At 65.6% G+C, this 14,807-nt stretch carries 22 protein-coding genes; 20 read left to right on the plus strand and 2 right to left on the minus strand.

Going from position 1 to position 14,807, the window contains the following annotated elements; genetic code table 11:
* Positions 1–62 precede the first annotated feature (62 nt).
* Together VGP60_RS20205 and VGP60_RS20210 are read left to right on the plus strand one after the other, a co-directional pair.
* Complete coding sequence (locus VGP60_RS20205; protein ID WP_327549603.1) at positions 63–1,796, plus strand: hypothetical protein; 1,734 nt, start codon at positions 63–65, stop codon at positions 1,794–1,796.
* 58 nt (positions 1,797–1,854) lie between these two features.
* Positions 1,855–2,070 carry a hypothetical protein gene (locus tag VGP60_RS20210; protein WP_327549604.1) on the plus strand — a complete coding sequence of 72 codons (216 nt, stop codon included), beginning with the start codon at positions 1,855–1,857 and terminating at the stop codon, positions 2,068–2,070.
* A 73-nt stretch (positions 2,071–2,143) separates the two neighbouring features.
* Here the strand turns inward: VGP60_RS20210 and VGP60_RS20215 are convergent, their stop codons facing one another.
* Positions 2,144–2,371 carry a hypothetical protein gene (locus VGP60_RS20215; protein ID WP_327549605.1) on the minus strand — a complete coding sequence of 76 codons (228 nt, stop codon included), beginning with the start codon at positions 2,369–2,371 and terminating at the stop codon, positions 2,144–2,146.
* A 147-nt stretch (positions 2,372–2,518) separates the two neighbouring features.
* Between VGP60_RS20215 and VGP60_RS20220 the strand changes: the two genes are divergently transcribed.
* Complete coding sequence (locus VGP60_RS20220) at positions 2,519–3,016, plus strand: hypothetical protein (RefSeq protein ID WP_327549606.1); 498 nt, start codon at positions 2,519–2,521, stop codon at positions 3,014–3,016.
* Positions 3,017–3,061: 45 nt separating this feature from the next.
* On the opposite strand, the gene VGP60_RS20225 is transcribed toward VGP60_RS20220, so the two are convergent.
* Positions 3,062–3,541 carry a GNAT family N-acetyltransferase gene (locus VGP60_RS20225; RefSeq protein WP_327549607.1) on the minus strand — a complete coding sequence of 160 codons (480 nt, stop codon included), beginning with the start codon at positions 3,539–3,541 and terminating at the stop codon, positions 3,062–3,064.
* Between the two features lie 120 nt (positions 3,542–3,661).
* Here VGP60_RS20225 and VGP60_RS20230 point away from each other — a divergent pair, with 120 nt between their 5' ends.
* The 17 genes from VGP60_RS20230 (at position 3,662) to rplN (ending at position 14,804) form a co-directional block, all read left to right on the plus strand.
* Positions 3,662–3,817, plus strand: coding sequence for a hypothetical protein (locus VGP60_RS20230; protein ID WP_327549671.1), 156 nt, complete (start codon positions 3,662–3,664; stop codon positions 3,815–3,817).
* 312 nt (positions 3,818–4,129) lie between these two features.
* A complete protein-coding gene (gene rpsL / locus VGP60_RS20235) occupies positions 4,130–4,504 on the plus strand; it encodes a 30S ribosomal protein S12 (protein WP_327549608.1) in 375 nt (124 codons plus the stop codon).
* Positions 4,504–4,974: a 30S ribosomal protein S7 gene (gene rpsG / locus VGP60_RS20240; protein WP_327549609.1), complete on the plus strand. Its 471-nt coding sequence runs from the start codon at positions 4,504–4,506 to the stop codon at positions 4,972–4,974. The genes rpsL and rpsG overlap by 1 nt, the downstream gene beginning before the upstream one ends.
* Positions 4,975–5,038: 64 nt before the next feature.
* Positions 5,039–7,138, plus strand: coding sequence for an elongation factor G (gene fusA, locus VGP60_RS20245; protein WP_327549610.1), 2,100 nt, complete (start codon positions 5,039–5,041; stop codon positions 7,136–7,138).
* Between the two features lie 133 nt (positions 7,139–7,271).
* The gene (tuf, locus tag VGP60_RS20250) at positions 7,272–8,465 is read left to right on the plus strand and encodes an elongation factor Tu (RefSeq protein ID WP_327549611.1); all 1,194 of its coding nucleotides are present in this window, start codon (positions 7,272–7,274) and stop codon (positions 8,463–8,465) included.
* A 427-nt stretch (positions 8,466–8,892) separates the two neighbouring features.
* Entirely contained in the window at positions 8,893–9,198 is a 306-nt protein-coding gene (gene rpsJ / locus VGP60_RS20255; RefSeq protein WP_020668427.1) for a 30S ribosomal protein S10, read from the plus strand.
* A 30-nt stretch (positions 9,199–9,228) separates the two neighbouring features.
* Positions 9,229–9,885 (plus strand): 50S ribosomal protein L3, encoded by a 657-nt coding sequence (rplC, locus tag VGP60_RS20260; RefSeq protein WP_327549612.1) that lies wholly within the window; start codon positions 9,229–9,231, stop codon positions 9,883–9,885.
* Positions 9,882–10,571 carry a 50S ribosomal protein L4 gene (rplD, locus tag VGP60_RS20265; RefSeq protein WP_327549613.1) on the plus strand — a complete coding sequence of 230 codons (690 nt, stop codon included), beginning with the start codon at positions 9,882–9,884 and terminating at the stop codon, positions 10,569–10,571. The genes rplC and rplD overlap by 4 nt, the downstream gene beginning before the upstream one ends.
* A complete protein-coding gene (rplW, locus tag VGP60_RS20270; RefSeq protein ID WP_327549614.1) occupies positions 10,568–10,879 on the plus strand; it encodes a 50S ribosomal protein L23 in 312 nt (103 codons plus the stop codon). The genes rplD and rplW overlap by 4 nt, the downstream gene beginning before the upstream one ends.
* A 14-nt stretch (positions 10,880–10,893) precedes the next feature.
* Positions 10,894–11,727 carry a 50S ribosomal protein L2 gene (gene rplB, locus VGP60_RS20275; RefSeq protein WP_327549615.1) on the plus strand — a complete coding sequence of 278 codons (834 nt, stop codon included), beginning with the start codon at positions 10,894–10,896 and terminating at the stop codon, positions 11,725–11,727.
* 18 nt (positions 11,728–11,745) lie between these two features.
* Positions 11,746–12,027: a 30S ribosomal protein S19 gene (gene rpsS / locus VGP60_RS20280; protein WP_091618498.1), complete on the plus strand. Its 282-nt coding sequence runs from the start codon at positions 11,746–11,748 to the stop codon at positions 12,025–12,027.
* 34 nt (positions 12,028–12,061) lie between these two features.
* Entirely contained in the window at positions 12,062–12,487 is a 426-nt protein-coding gene (gene rplV / locus VGP60_RS20285) for a 50S ribosomal protein L22 (protein ID WP_327549616.1), read from the plus strand.
* Positions 12,487–13,350, plus strand: a complete 864-nt coding sequence (gene rpsC / locus VGP60_RS20290; RefSeq protein WP_327549617.1) for a 30S ribosomal protein S3 — start codon at positions 12,487–12,489, stop codon at positions 13,348–13,350. The genes rplV and rpsC overlap by 1 nt, the downstream gene beginning before the upstream one ends.
* Before the next feature lies 1 nt (position 13,351).
* Positions 13,352–13,771 carry a 50S ribosomal protein L16 gene (gene rplP, locus VGP60_RS20295; protein ID WP_327549618.1) on the plus strand — a complete coding sequence of 140 codons (420 nt, stop codon included), beginning with the start codon at positions 13,352–13,354 and terminating at the stop codon, positions 13,769–13,771.
* Entirely contained in the window at positions 13,771–14,022 is a 252-nt protein-coding gene (gene rpmC, locus VGP60_RS20300) for a 50S ribosomal protein L29 (RefSeq protein ID WP_327549619.1), read from the plus strand. The genes rplP and rpmC overlap by 1 nt, the downstream gene beginning before the upstream one ends.
* Positions 14,019–14,306, plus strand: a complete 288-nt coding sequence (gene rpsQ / locus VGP60_RS20305; protein WP_327549620.1) for a 30S ribosomal protein S17 — start codon at positions 14,019–14,021, stop codon at positions 14,304–14,306. Before rpmC ends, rpsQ begins: the two co-directional genes overlap by 4 nt.
* A gap of 129 nt (positions 14,307–14,435) precedes the next feature.
* Positions 14,436–14,804, plus strand: a complete 369-nt coding sequence (gene rplN / locus VGP60_RS20310) for a 50S ribosomal protein L14 (protein WP_004558867.1) — start codon at positions 14,436–14,438, stop codon at positions 14,802–14,804.
* Positions 14,805–14,807 lie beyond the last annotated feature (3 nt).

The following is a 14,807-nucleotide window of genomic DNA, read 5'->3' on the forward strand; positions in this document are numbered from 1 at the left end:
CGTGAGTGGCTACGAGTGTTCTAACACTCGTAGCCACTCACGACCTCTCCGGAAGGTTCCCCATGGATCACCACGTCTCCCCGGCTCTGGGGTCGCCCAGCTTCGACGCCGCGGCCCTCGCGCTCCGGCTCGGTTTACTGCTGGCGACGGCGTTTGTCGCGGGTGCGGGCTTGCTGCGACCGCTGGTCGGCGAGCTGCCGCGCAAGCGGGTCGTCACCATCGCCGCGCTCGGCGGGCTGTCGGCCGCGCTGGCGTTCGTCTCCGGTCTCACCGCCGAGGTGAACGTCGTCGCCGTGGTGGTCCACGTGCTGCTCGCGCTCGCCGTGCCCGCGCTGCTCACCCGCCCGTCGGCGGTGCGCTGGGTGTCGGTGGCCCTGATTGTCTTGGTGGTACTGGAAACCGCGCTCGGCCGCTCGGGCATCGACTTCGCCGTCGACACCGTGTACGTCGCCAGCGCGGCCATCTGGTTCGGCGTCACGCTGCTCTCCGAAGAACACTGGCGGACGACGAACTTCCGCCTTGGCCCGCTCTCGCTGACCCTCGCCTCGCTGATCGTGCTGGCCGGGGCCGTGCAGCTCGCGCTATCCGGCGTCGGTTTCGATCGACGTCTTTACGAGACCACGTTCGGCCTCGCGCTGCTGGTGATCATCGCGCTGCCGATCGCCGTGACCGTCCTTTCCGGATTCCTGTTGCGCGGCACCGAACCCGGCCGCGCCTACCGTCTCGGTTCGGCTGGTATCGCGCTCGGCTTCCTCGCGTGGAGCGCGCTGGCCGCCATTCCGCAGCCGGCACCGCTCCCGATTCCCGGCGTTCCCTTGCTGTCCCACGCTTTCGCCAGTCCGCTGTTGGTCAGCCCGCAACGGCCGGGCCGCAACCTGGTGCACTTCCCGGACAGCGCCGGGCCCGGCCTGTCGGTCGGTGTCGAAGGTGGACTCGTCACGCCCGCCACCGCCCGTCCCGGCGCGGAAGGTACCTGGGCGACCGTCGAGTTGCCGCCGGGCCGCAGCGACCTGGTCGTCCACAAGGACGGCGAGGAGGTGTCGATCGACGTCGACGCGGGCGACCGGCCCGGTCCAGCGATCACCGACGCCGACGCGCCCGAGTGCGCCGCGGCCGCGCTCGGCGGGCTCGTCAACGCCCGCCATGACGTGCTCACCGCCTGCCCATCCGATGCGCTGACCTCGGAGGACAGTGGCGCGCTCGTCAAGCTCGTCGAGTTCCTTGCCGCGCGCAAACCCAGTGCGATCACCCTCGTCCAGGACGACTCGCCCCGCAGCGTCGCCGCGGCCAAGCTCGTCCGCGACACCGCCGAGCGTGCGGGCGTGCGGGTCCAGGCCGAATCGGATCCGGACTCGGCACTCCTGGTGGTCTCCGGCTGGGCCGACGGCTACACCGCGACGACCCGCGCCGCCGAGGCCCAGCGCCTCTCGCCGACCTACCAGTACGGCCTCTACCTGGCGCCTTGGCTGCTCAACGGCCCGATCGTCAACTCGGTCGCGAGCTCGTCGCTGCCGCTGCGCTTCGACCCGCGCGAGCAACTCGCCGTCAGCTACTCGGTGGCCGTCGGCAACGAGTTCGGCGGGGAGAGCCCGACCATCGCCGGCTTCCGCAACTGGCTCGGCGAGCAGGCGAAAACCGTGCTCGGCGACGTCCAGATCTTCGCCTCGGCACAGGTGAACGCCATGCCGATGTATCCGAACGAACCGCATTCCGCGGGAATGGTGATGAACCGCGACTACGCCGGGCAATGGGTCCCCAACGGAACCATTGTTCCGGTGAGCACGGTTTTGCGCTGAGAATCCTTCTGCCCGTCACTGGGCAGGAAAAGTAACCCGAGAAACAGGAGATGATTAAATGAAGAAGATCGCTGCCCGAATCCTGATTCCGCTCGCCACCGCGTCGGTCCTGCTCGGACTGTCCGGCGGTGTCGCCGGCGCGGCCCCCGTCGCCCAGGACACGCCCATCTGGGCACTGCCCGGTCTCGACGTCGGCGGCCTGCTGGGCCCGCTCGTGCAGGCGCCGACCGAGCTGCTCGCGCCGATCTACGGCATCATCACGCTGATCTCGTAACCCTTGCAGGCAACCGAAAAAGCCGCTTCCCCGCCGTCGGCTCGGCGGGGAAGCGGCTTGTCGTGTGATCGGCTCAGAAGCTTGGCAGCAGCTTGCCGGGGACGCCGTTGACCGACTGGATCAGGCCGAGGACCGGGACGCCGAGCGGCGCGAACGTCCAGATGTTCTCGAGGTCGGTCGTGTCCGGCTCGTCGACCACGACCACGCCGTTGTTCTGGGGAGTTTCGGCGGCCAACGCGGGAGACGCGAAGCCGACAACAGCCAGTCCCGCGAGCACTACGGCGGCAAGGGTTTTCTTCATGGATGTGTCCTTCGAAAGGAGTGCTGGATCTGCCGGGCAAAGCATCCCACGATTTGGCAATACACGAATACCGCTTCCACTTCCTGAGAAAACGGCACACAATGGAAAACGAATTCACTCGAATCGGCGAGGCCTTCAGGAGTCTTCATGGCTGACCGGCAGTCGATAGCGCGGCTCGGTATCGCCGCGGTGGCGGTAAGCGCGCTGGCGGGCGGCTACCTGATCCTGACCATGACCGGCGAGACGCCGCCCGCCGCGGCACCCGTCGCGGTCGTGGGGGAGCCGTCGCCGCCTTCGGTAAGCACGCCGCCGCCGATCGAGTACCCACCCGAGCCCACGCCGGTACTCGCGCCCCAGCAGTCGACGCCCGGTCAATGGCAGATCCGCTACGAGCTGGCCGGGTCGGGCACCGCCACCGTGGTCTACGACGAGAACGGGCTCGGGCTGGTCCATCAGGAGCTCGCCGTGACCCTGCCCTGGCGCAAGGAGCTCGCGTGGCCCCCGTCAGGAGTCGCGCCGACGGTGAAGCTCCTCGGCCAGGGTGAAGGGCAGGTCGAATGCCGGGTTTCCGTCGGCGGCGTTCTGGCGGTCACGCAGCAGGCAGCGGCCGGCGAGGTGGCGAGTTGTGCCGGGAAGCTGGGTTAGCGCAGGGCGAAGCTCCGTTGAGGGTGGTGGTGGGCGACGGGAGGGCTAAAGGGCCTTCTCGAACCAGTGGTCGGCGTACTTCGCATCGGAGAACGGCGCGACCTCCTTGTATCCGAGTGACGCGTACAGCGCCCGCGCCTCGACGAGATCGGCCCGGACGTCCAGCCGCATGACGTCCAGCCCGATACCCCGGGCCGCGTCTTCGGCCGCGGAGATCAACTGGGAGGCGCCGCGCTCACGCCGCGCGTGGGGAAGGACGAACATCTTCGTCAGTCCGCCGATCCCAGGCTCGAGCACCCGCACGCCGACGCACCCGCTGACCACGCCGTCACGCCGGGCCAAGAGGAACAGCCCTGTCGGGGCCACGAGGTCGGTTCCGGGTTCGTCCGCCAGCGCCGCGTCGACCTCGTCCTCGGTGGCGTCACGGCCGAAGTAGCGGCCGACGATGTCGACGAAGTACGCACGGTGCACCGCGGCCGACTCGGGGTGGTCGAGGGCTGCCGGCGAGATGGTCCACGGGGTCATGTCTGTGATTGTCACGGCGGTGTCCACCGGATTTCGGCTCCGCTCTGTCACCCGTTCGTGCGCGCAGAGAGACTGGGTAGCGTCTTCGGGGCGAGCATTCGTGGAAACGAGGAGGGGCGAGTGGACGCCGAAGAGCATGACCCTGAGCACATTCCGGCCGAGAAGTCAGGTGGTGCGCACGCCGCACCCGAGGGTGCGGGAGTGCACCCCTTGATCGACTTGAAGCGGGATCCGAACTCCGGCAAGGCGGACCACGCCAAGCCGGATGAGGAGTAAACTCGAATACGCCCGGCCTGCATTACCAGGTGACCCGGGCTTTCTCTGGTATTGAGACCCCCCGATTAGGTTGCCGGTGAGGCACCCGGGTATCTTTGGAGACCGTGCCCGGCAGGCGTCGGGCCGCTCCGCGTGCCTTTCGGTATCGACGGGGTGCTCAGGCATCCGGTCGTCAGCCAGGGTATTGCGGGGTTCCACCGAAATCCCTACGGGAAGTTACCGGTCGAAAGACCGTGACGCGGGCCGACACGCCCGACCGCGGGGGCCGGGGAAGACACGAAAAAAAGCAAGACGCGACAGAAAGCTGGTCCATTGCCCACGATCCAGCAGCTGGTCCGGAAGGGCCGCCAGGACAAGGCTGCCAAGCAGAAGACCGCGGCCCTCAAGGGGAGCCCGCAGCGGCGTGGCGTGTGCACTCGCGTGTACACCACGACCCCGAAGAAGCCGAACTCGGCGCTGCGCAAGGTCGCGCGTGTGAAGCTGACCAGCGGAGTCGAAGTCACCGCCTACATTCCCGGTGAGGGTCACAACCTCCAGGAGCACTCGATGGTGCTCGTGCGTGGTGGCCGAGTGAAGGACCTGCCGGGTGTTCGTTACAAGATCATCCGCGGTTCTCTCGACACCCAGGGTGTGAAGAACCGTAAGCAGGCGCGCAGCAAGTACGGCGCGAAGAAGGAGAAGAGCTAATGCCCCGCAAGGGTCCGGCCCCGAAGCGGCCTTTGATCTCCGACCCCGTCTACGCCTCGCCGCTGGTCACCCAGTTGGTGAACAAGGTGCTCAAGGACGGCAAGCGGTCCCTGGCCGAGCGCATCGTCTACGGCGCACTCGAAGGCGCTCGCGAGAAGTCCGGTACCGACCCGGTCGTCACGCTGAAGCGCGCGCTCGACAACGTGAAGCCCTCCATCGAGGTGAAGAGCCGCCGTGTCGGTGGCGCCACCTACCAGGTGCCGATCGAGGTCAAGCCCGGTCGCTCGACCACCCTTGCACTGCGCTGGTTGGTGTCCTTCTCGCAGGCTCGCCGTGAGAAGACCATGATCGAGCGTTTGCAGAACGAGCTGCTCGATGCGAGCAACGGCCTCGGGGCCAGCGTCAAGCGCCGCGAGGACACGCACAAGATGGCGGAGTCGAACAAGGCGTTCGCGCACTACCGCTGGTGATATCCGCCCGGCAGCCGAGAAGAAGCCATGCCGGGCCCCAAGCTTGAGACAGGGGAACATTCTCGTGGCACGTGACGTGCTGACCGACCTGAACAAGGTCCGCAATATCGGCATCATGGCCCACATCGACGCCGGTAAGACCACCACGACTGAGCGGATCCTGTTCTACACCGGGGTCAACTACAAGATCGGCGAGGTCCACGACGGCGCCGCGACGATGGACTGGATGGAGGAGGAGCAGAAGCGGGGTATCACCATCACCTCGGCTGCCACCACCACCTTCTGGGCCGACCACCAGATCAACATCATCGACACCCCCGGCCACGTCGACTTCACCGTCGAGGTGGAGCGTTCGCTCCGGGTGCTCGACGGTGCGGTCGCGGTCTTCGACGGCAAGGAAGGTGTCGAGCCTCAGTCCGAGCAGGTCTGGCGCCAGGCCGACAAGTACGAAGTCCCCCGGATCTGTTTCGTCAACAAGATGGACAAGCTGGGCGCGGACTTCTACTACACCGTCAAGACCATCGAAGACCGCCTCGGTGCCCGGCCGCTGGTCATCCAGCTGCCGATCGGCGCCGAGAACGACTTCGAGGGTGTTGTCGACCTCGTCCAGATGAAGGCCCTCACCTGGCGCGGAGACGTGCAAAAGGGCGAGGACTACGCCATCGAGGACATCCCGGCCGAGCTCGCCGACAAGGCAGCGGAGTACCGGGAAAAGCTGATCGAGGCCGTGGCCGAGACGGACGACACCCTCATGGAGAAGTTCCTCGAGGGCGAAGAGTTGACGATGGCCGAGGTCAAGGCCGGTATCCGGAAGCTCACCATCGAGCAGACGGCGTACCCGGTCCTGACCGGTTCCGCGTTCAAGAACAAGGGCGTTCAGCCCATGCTCGACGCGGTCATCGACTACCTCCCGTCGCCGCTGGACGTTCCCGCGGTCGAGGGCGTGCTCCTCGACCACGAGACCAAGGAACTGCGTCGCCCGAACACCGAGGAGCCGTTCGCGGCCCTCGCGTTCAAGATCGCGGCGCACCCGTTCTTCGGCAAGCTGACCTACATCCGCGTCTACTCCGGTCAGGTCGCCGGCGGTACCCAGGTCGTCAACGCGACCAAGGACCGCAAGGAGCGCATCGGGAAGCTCTTCCAGATGCACTCCAACAAGGAGAACCCGATCGAGGTGGGCCAGGCCGGCCACATCTACGCGGTGCAGGGCCTCAAGGACACCACCACCGGTGACACCCTTGCGGACCCGCAGCACCCGATCATCCTCGAGTCGATGACCTTCCCTGAGCCCGTCATCTCGGTTGCCATCGAGCCGAAGACGAAGGCCGACCAGGAGAAGCTCGGCATCGCGATCCAGAAGCTGGCTGAGGAAGACCCGACGTTCCGAGTCCACCAGGACGACGACACGGGCCAGACCATCATCCAGGGGATGGGCGAGCTGCACCTCGAGGTGCTGGTCAACCGCATGAAGTCCGACTACAAGGTCGAGGCGAACATCGGTAAGCCGCAGGTCGCGTACCGCGAGACGGTCCGCAAGACCGTCGAGAAGCTCGATGTAGTGCACAAGAAGCAGACCGGTGGCTCTGGCCAGTTCGCCAAGGTGATCGTGAAGCTCGAGCCGCTCGAGACGACCGATGGCGCGCTGTACGAGTTCGTCAACAAGGTCAGTGGTGGCCGCGTGCCGCGGGAGTACATCCCGTCGGTCGACGCGGGCGCCCAGGACGCCATGCAGTACGGCGTACTCGCGGGCTACCCGCTGGTGGGGTTGAAGTTCACCCTGCTCGACGGTGCCTACCACGAGGTCGACTCTTCCGAAATGGCCTTCAAGATCGCCGGCTCCATGGCGATGAAGGAAGCCGCCAGGAAGGCCAGCCCGGTTCTTCTCGAGCCGATCATGGCCGTCGAGGTGACCACGCCAGAGGACTACATGGGCGATGTCATCGGTGACCTGAACTCCCGCCGTGGCCAGATCCAGGCCATGGAGGAGCGCGCCGGTACCCGAGTCGTCAAGGCGACGGTGCCGTTGTCGGAGATGTTCGGCTATGTAGGCGACCTGCGGTCCCGTACCCAGGGTCGTGCGAACTACTCCATGGTGTTCGACTCCTACGCCGAGGTTCCCGCGAACGTCGCGAAGGAAATCATCGCGAGGGTGACAGGGGAGTAGTTCCCTGTCACACGCGGGCACAAGGAACACTCCTGAACGTCCGCACCACCGAATAAGGCAAAATACCAGCGAGTCGCCGCCCGACAGCCACGTTGGCCGGCGAGCAAGTGAAACAGTCCAGGAGGACATTCCAGTGGCAAAGGCGAAGTTCGAGCGGAGCAAGCCGCACGTCAACATCGGAACCATCGGTCACGTCGACCACGGAAAGACCACTCTGACCGCGGCGATCACCAAGGTTCTGCACGACAAGTACCCCGAGCTGAACGCGGCCCGCGCGTTCGACCAGATCGACAACGCGCCCGAAGAGAAGGCGCGTGGTATCACGATCAACATCTCGCACGTCGAGTACCAGACCGAGAAGCGCCACTACGCCCACGTAGACGCCCCCGGTCACGCTGACTACATCAAGAACATGATCACCGGTGCGGCGCAGATGGACGGCGCCATCCTGGTGGTCGCGGCGACCGACGGCCCCATGCCCCAGACCCGCGAGCACGTTCTGCTCGCCCGTCAGGTCGGCGTGCCCTACATCGTCGTCGCGCTGAACAAGTCCGACATGGTCGATGACGACGAGATCCTGGAGCTCGTCGAGCTCGAGGTTCGCGAGCTGCTTTCGTCGCAGGAGTTCCCCGGCGACGACGCTCCGGTCATCCGCGTTTCGGGCCTCAAGGCGCTTGAAGGCGACGAGAAGTGGGCCGAGACCGTCATCGAGCTCATGGACGCCGTGGACGAGAACGTCCCGCAGCCGATCCGTGAGACCGAGAAGCCGTTCCTCATGCCCGTCGAGGACGTCTTCACGATCACCGGTCGCGGCACGGTCGTCACCGGCCGTATCGAGCGTGGCGAGGTCAAGCTCAACGAAGAAGTTGAGATCGTCGGTATCCGCGAGACCGCTCGCAAGACCACCGTCACCAGCATCGAGATGTTCAACAAGCTTCTCGACTCGGGCCAGGCCGGCGACAACGCCGCCCTGCTCCTGCGTGGCATCAAGCGTGAAGACGTCGAGCGTGGCCAGGTCATCGTGAAGCCGGGCACGACCACCCCGCACACCGAGTTCGACGCTTCGGTGTACATCCTTTCCAAGGATGAGGGTGGCCGTCACACGCCGTTCTTCAACAACTACCGGCCGCAGTTCTACTTCCGTACGACCGACGTCACCGGCGTCGTCACCCTCCCCGAGGGCACGGAAATGGTCATGCCGGGTGACAACACCGACATCTCGGTGACCCTCATCCAGCCGGTCGCCATGGACCTCAACCTGCGTTTCGCCATCCGTGAGGGTGGCCGGACCGTCGGTGCGGGACAGGTTACCAAGATCAACAAGTGATTTCCGCCTGAACGCGGGGCATATACACCCCGCGTTCAGGTCGCGAAAGCACGTATGCGACACTATTTAGGTTGCTCGTCGTGGGGCGGCCGGATATGCGAGTCGAGAGATTCGCACGGTTCGGCCGCCCCCCGCGCGAGCGGCCTTGGTCCGTTGAGCTTCACCTTCGGGTAGAGGCACACGGGCAAGGGAATGCCGGTGGCGTTGATCGCGAGCGGCAAACCCCCTCATGTTGAGGATTACCAGGCAAGACGAGGATCCTGCGGGATCGGTCTGTGCATCGGGCGCGACACGCCCGACCGCGTGGACCGGACACAGATCCTTGAACTGCGAAAACCGGGGCCAAACTGCCCTTTGTAAGGCTGTAAGGCTGCAAAGCTCCGGTAGTGAGATAGCGGCACGAGACGACAAGGAACGAGCAGCCACCATGGCGGGACAGAAGATCCGCATCCGGCTCAAGGCCTACGACCACGAGGCGATCGACTCCTCGGCGCGCAAGATCGTTGAGACGGTCACGCGCACCGGCGCCCGTGTTGTCGGGCCGGTGCCGCTGCCCACCGAGAAGAACGTTTACTGCGTCATCCGCTCGCCGCACAAGTACAAGGACTCGCGCGAGCACTTCGAGATGCGCACGCACAAGCGTCTGATCGACATCCTCGACCCGACGCCGAAGACGGTCGACGCGCTCATGCGCATCGACCTGCCGGCGAGCGTCGACGTCAACATCCAGTAGCGGCGGGCGAGCGGCGGAGATAAGAGACTCATGTCTGACAGGCAAGTGAAAGGCATCCTGGGCACCAAGCTCGGCATGACCCAGGTGTTCGACGAGAACAACCGGATGATTCCGGTGACCGTCGTGCAGGCGGGGCCGAACGTGGTCACCCAGGTTCGCACTCAGGAAATCGATGGCTATGTGGCCATCCAGCTGGCATTCGGTGCCATTGACCCGCGCAGGGTCAACAAGCCGAAGACCGGGCACTTCGACAAGGCCGGCGTGACGCCGCGGCGTTACCTCGCCGAGCTGCGTACCACCGATGCCGCGACCTACGAAATTGGCCAGGAGATCACCGCAGAGGTGTTCGCCGACGGCGCGGTCGTGGACATCACCGGTACCAGCAAGGGCAAGGGCTACGCCGGTGTCATGAAGCGTCACGGCTTCAAGGGACAGGGCGCGAGCCACGGTGCGCAGGCTGTGCACCGCCGGCCGGGTTCCATCGGTGGCTGTGCCACCCCGGGCCGCGTCTTCAAGGGCGTGCGCATGGCCGGCCGGATGGGTAACGACAAGGTCACCACGCAGGGCCTCACCGTGCACGCAGTGCGTGCCGACGACGGCCTGCTGCTGATCAAGGGTGCCGTACCGGGCCCCAAGGGCGGCGTCGTGTTCGTCCGTAACGCCGTGAAGGGTGGTGTAACCGAATGAGCACGGTCGAGTTGAAGACCCCCGCCGGCAAGGCCGACGGCACGGTCGAACTGCCCGCCGAGATCTTCGACGTGCAGGCGAACATCCCGCTGATGCACCAGGTCGTGGTGGCCCAGCTGGCCGCCGCACGCCAGGGCACGCACTCCACGAAGACTCGTGGGGAGGTGTCCGGTGGTGGCCGCAAGCCTTACCGCCAGAAGGGCACCGGCCGCGCCCGTCAGGGCTCGACCCGCGCGCCGCAGTACACCGGTGGTGGCGTTGTCCACGGCCCGCAGCCGCGCGACTACTCGCAGCGGACCCCCAAGAAGATGAAGGCCGCCGCCCTGCGTGGCGCCCTCTCCGACCGGGTGCGCGCCGGACAGCTTCACATCGTGACGGAACTGGTGTCCGGTGAAGCGCCGTCCACCAAGGCCGCCAAGACGGCGATCTCCGCGGTGACCCAGGCTCGGCGGATCCTCGTGGTGCTGCACCGCGACGACGTCCACACCTGGCGTTCCGCGCAGAACCTGAACGAGATCCACCTCATCACGCCGGACCAGCTCAACACGTACGACGTGCTGGTCAACGACGACGTGGTGTTCACGAAGGCCGCGTATGACGTCTTCGTCGCCGGTCCCGTCAGGGGCAAGGGCGCGAAGGCCAGCGCAAGGTCGAGCGAGGTTACGGAAGGGAGTGACGAGCAGTGAGTTCAGTCGCCATTCCAGACCACCGCGACATCTTGCTCGCACCGGTCATCTCCGAGAAGTCCTACGGGCTTCTCGAGGAGCACAAGTACACGTTCGTGGTTCGCCCGGATTCCAACAAGACCCAGATCAAGATCGCGGTCGAGCAGGTCTTCGGCGTCAAGGTGGTCAGTGTCAACACGCTTAACCGCCAGGGCAAGCGGAAGCGCACTCGTGCGGGCTTCGGCAAGCGCAAGAACACCAAGCGCGCCATCGTGACTCTTTCGGCTGAGAGCAAGCCGATTGAGATCTTCGGCGGACCAGCCGCGTAAAGGACTGAGCAGACATGGGCATCCGCAAGTACAAGCCGACAACGCCGGGCCGGCGTGGCTCGAGTGTTTCCGACTTCGCCGAGATCACTCGGTCGACGCCGGAGAAGTCGCTGCTGCGTCCGCTGCACGGCAAGGGCGGTCGTAACTCCTCCGGCAAGATCACGACCCGGCACAAGGGTGGCGGTCACAAGCGCGCCTACCGGGTCATCGACTTCCGCCGGAACGACAAGGACGGCGTGCCGGCCAAGGTCGCGCACATCGAGTACGACCCCAACCGTTCCGCGCGTATCGCGCTTCTGCACTACGCCGATGGCGAGAAGCGCTACATCATCGCGCCGGAGAAGCTGAAGCAGGGCGACCTGATTGAGAACGGCCCCCGGGCCGACATCAAGCCGGGCAACAACCTGCCGCTGCGCAACATCCCCGTCGGTACCGTGATCCACGCGATCGAGCTCCGCCCCGGTGGCGGCGCGAAGATGGCGCGGTCGGCCGGCGCGAAGGTGCAGCTGGTGGCCAAGGACGGGCCTTACGCCCAGCTCCGCCTGCCTTCCGGCGAAATCCGGAACGTGGACGTGCGCAACCGCGCCACCATCGGTGAGGTCGGTAACTCCGACCACTCCAACATCAACTGGGGCAAGGCCGGACGAAACCGCTGGCGGGGCAAGCGCCCCACCGTTCGTGGTGTCGTGATGAACCCGGTCGACCACCCGCATGGTGGTGGTGAGGGTAAGACCTCCGGTGGGCGTCACCCGGTGAACCCGAACGGTAAGCCCGAGGGTCGCACCCGTCGCCGCAAGGCCTCGGACCAAATGATCGTCCGCCGCCGGCGTACCGGCAAGAAGCGCTGAGCAGGGAGGTAGACAAATATGCCACGCAGCCTTAAAAAGGGCCCCTTCGTGGATGACCACCTGCTCAAGAAGGTGGACGTTCTCAACGAGGCCAACAAGAAGACGGTCATCAAGACCTGGTCCCGCCGCTCCACGATCATCCCGGATTTCCTGGGTCACACGATCGCGGTCCACGACGGACGCAAGCACGTTCCGGTCTTCGTGACCGAGGCGATGGTGGGTCACAAGTTGGGCGAATTCGCTCCGACTCGGACCTTCAAGGGCCACATCAAGGACGACCGCAAGTCGCGCCGCCGCTGAGCGGGCACGAGACAACGGAAGCAAGGGAACAGCGATGAACGCCCGTAACGACGCAACAGCGACGGCAGATGCTCTGCCCGTGGCTTTTGCTCGGGCTCGCTTCGTCCGGGACTCGCCCATGAAGGTGCGCCGGGTAATCGAGCTCATTAAGGGTCGTAGCGCCACTGACGCCTTGGCCGTGCTCCGGTTCGCGCCGCAGGCGGCTAGCGAGACTGTGGCGAAGGTGCTTGCCAGCGCCGTGGCCAATGCCGAGAACAACCTCGATCTGGACCCGGACACGCTCTGGGTCAAGAACGCTTACGCCGACGAGGGCCCGACCCTCAAGCGCATCAGGCCGCGTGCACAGGGTCGTGCGTACCGGATCCGTAAGCGGACCAGCCACGTGACCGTGGAGGTCGAGTCTCGGCCCAAGGCCGAGCCGAAGAAGGCCCAAGGCAAGAAGAAGGCAGGTGGCCGGTAGTGGGCCAGAAAATCAACCCGCACGGCTTCCGGCTGGGAATCACCACCGACTGGAAGTCCCGCTGGTACGCCGACAAGCAGTACGCGGAATACGTTGGCGAAGACGTCAAGATCCGCAAGCTGCTCTCCACGGGCATGGAACGCGCTGGCATCTCCAAGGTCGAGATCGAGCGCACCCGTGACCGCGTCCGCGTCGACATCCACACCGCCCGGCCGGGCATCGTCATCGGCCGCCGCGGCGCGGAGGCCGACCGGATCCGTGGCGCACTGGAGAAGCTGACCAAGAAGCAGGTCCAGCTGAACATCCTCGAGGTCAAGAACCCCGAGGCCGACGCCCAGCTCGTTGCACAGGGCGTCGCGGAGCAGCTGTCCAACCGCGTGGCGTTCCGCCGCGCGATGCGGAAGGCGCTTCAGACGTCCATGCGTTCGCCGCAGGTCAAGGGCATCCGCGTGCAGTGCGGCGGTCGTCTCGGCGGTGCCGAGATGTCCCGTTCCGAGCACTACCACGACGGCCGTGTCCCCCTGCACACGCTGCGCGCCGACATCGACTACGGCTTCTTTGAGGCCAAGACGACGTTCGGTCGCATCGGCGTGAAGGTGTGGATCTACAAGGGCGAGATCGTCGGTGGGCTCAAGGCCAAGGAGGCGCGTGACGCCGCCGCGGCCGCCGAGCGTGCACCGCGTCGCGACCGTGGAGACCGTCCCGCCCGCCCGCGCCGTTCCGGTGCGTCGGGCACCACCGCGACTTCGACCGAAGCCGGTCGGGCCGCCGCAGCAGCACAGGATGGTGCGCAGACCCCCGAGGTCGCCACCAACCCGACGCCTGACGCGTCGACGGGTGCGCCAGAGAAGACGGAGGGCTGACGTGCTCATCCCACGCAGGGTCAAGCACCGGAAGCAGCACTCTCCGAAGCGCGCCGGTGCCGCCAAGGGCGGTACCAAGGTGACGTTCGGTGAGTACGGCATCCAGGCACTTGAGCACAGCTACGTGACCAACAGGCAGATCGAGTCCGCTCGTATTGCCATGACGCGGCACATCAAGCGTGGCGGCAAGGTGTGGACGACGATCTTCCCGGATCGCCCCCTCACCAAGAAGCCCGCCGAAACCCGCATGGGTTCCGGTAAGGGTTCGCCCGAGTGGTGGGTCGCCAACGTCAAGCCCGGCCGGGTGATGTTCGAGATCAGTTACCCGAACGAGGAGACGGCTCGCGAGGCACTCCGCCGCGCGATCCACAAACTGCCGATGAAATGCCGAATCGTGACCCGTGAAGGTGGTGAGTTCTGATGGCGAGCAAAGCTGGAGCAGTTGACGCGTCAGAACTTCGTGAGCTCACAGCAGAAGAGCTCGTGTTGCGCTTGAAGGAATTCAAGGAGGAGCTGTTCAACCTCCGGTTCCAGATGGCCACCGGGCAGCTGGACAACAACCGCCGCCTGCGCACGGTTCGCACGGACATCGCGCGGATCTACACGGTTATGCGTGAGCGTGAACTCGGGTTGTCCGTTTCTCCCGAGGCCGAAAGTGAAGGTGCGGCATGAGCGAATCGCTCAACGAGGCGCAGGACGTCAAGTCCCGCAACGACCGTAAGACCCGCGAGGGCCTGGTCGTCTCGGACAAGATGAACAAGACGATCGTGGTCGAGCTCGAGGACCGCAAGAAGCACCACCGCTACGCCAAGGTTCTTCGCAGCACCAGCAAGGTCAAGGTGCACGACGAGAACAACGAGGCTGGCGTGGGCGACCGGGTCTCCCTGATGGAGACCCGTCCGCTGTCGGCCACCAAGCGCTGGCGTTTGGTCAAGATCGTGGAGAAGGCCAAGTAGTTCCGACCGGCCCCTCGGGGCCGTCGGGCGCTAGGCAGTAATTAGGGGTTTCGAGCCCCCTCAGTTCCGCAAGGCTCGGCTTGGTTGGGTTTCAACAGCCGAGAACCAGCGCGACATACAGGAGTTGACGTGATCCAGCAGGAGTCGCGGCTACGGGTTGCCGACAACACGGGCGCGAAGGAAATCCTTTGCATCCGCGTGCTCGGTGGCTCGGGGCGGCGCTACGCGGGTATCGGCGACATCATCGTCGCCACCGTGAAGGACGCCATCCCGGCTGCCGGGGTGAAGAAGGGCGACGTCGTCAAGGCTGTCATCGTCCGCACGGTCAAGGAGCGTCGTCGTCCGGACGGTTCGTACATCCGGTTCGACGAGAACGCCGCTGTGCTCATCAAGAACGACAATGAGCCCCGAGGCACCCGCATCTTCGGCCCGGTGGGCCGCGAGCTGCGCGACCGAAAGTTCATGAAGATCATTTCGCTCGCGCCGGAGGTGTTGTAGAGC

The organism is Amycolatopsis sp., from assembly GCF_036008905.1.
Taxonomy (GTDB): domain Bacteria; phylum Actinomycetota; class Actinomycetes; order Mycobacteriales; family Pseudonocardiaceae; genus Amycolatopsis.

Coding starts and splice junctions, on each gene's coding strand:
- VGP60_RS20205 (WP_327549603.1), top strand. CDS start 63: ATGGATCACCACGTCTCCCCGGCTCTGGGGTCGCCCAGCTTCGACGCC.
- VGP60_RS20210 (WP_327549604.1), top strand. CDS start 1,855: ATGAAGAAGATCGCTGCCCGAATCCTGATTCCGCTCGCCACCGCGTCG.
- VGP60_RS20215 (WP_327549605.1), bottom strand. CDS start 2,371: ATGAAGAAAACCCTTGCCGCCGTAGTGCTCGCGGGACTGGCTGTTGTC.
- VGP60_RS20220 (WP_327549606.1), top strand. CDS start 2,519: ATGGCTGACCGGCAGTCGATAGCGCGGCTCGGTATCGCCGCGGTGGCG.
- VGP60_RS20225 (WP_327549607.1), bottom strand. CDS start 3,541: ATGACCCCGTGGACCATCTCGCCGGCAGCCCTCGACCACCCCGAGTCG.
- rpsG (WP_327549609.1), top strand. CDS start 4,504: ATGCCCCGCAAGGGTCCGGCCCCGAAGCGGCCTTTGATCTCCGACCCC.
- rpsJ (WP_020668427.1), top strand. CDS start 8,893: ATGGCGGGACAGAAGATCCGCATCCGGCTCAAGGCCTACGACCACGAG.
- rplC (WP_327549612.1), top strand. CDS start 9,229: ATGTCTGACAGGCAAGTGAAAGGCATCCTGGGCACCAAGCTCGGCATG.
- rplD (WP_327549613.1), top strand. CDS start 9,882: ATGAGCACGGTCGAGTTGAAGACCCCCGCCGGCAAGGCCGACGGCACG.
- rplB (WP_327549615.1), top strand. CDS start 10,894: ATGGGCATCCGCAAGTACAAGCCGACAACGCCGGGCCGGCGTGGCTCG.
- rpsS (WP_091618498.1), top strand. CDS start 11,746: ATGCCACGCAGCCTTAAAAAGGGCCCCTTCGTGGATGACCACCTGCTC.
- rplV (WP_327549616.1), top strand. CDS start 12,062: ATGAACGCCCGTAACGACGCAACAGCGACGGCAGATGCTCTGCCCGTG.
- rpmC (WP_327549619.1), top strand. CDS start 13,771: ATGGCGAGCAAAGCTGGAGCAGTTGACGCGTCAGAACTTCGTGAGCTC.
- rpsQ (WP_327549620.1), top strand. CDS start 14,019: ATGAGCGAATCGCTCAACGAGGCGCAGGACGTCAAGTCCCGCAACGAC.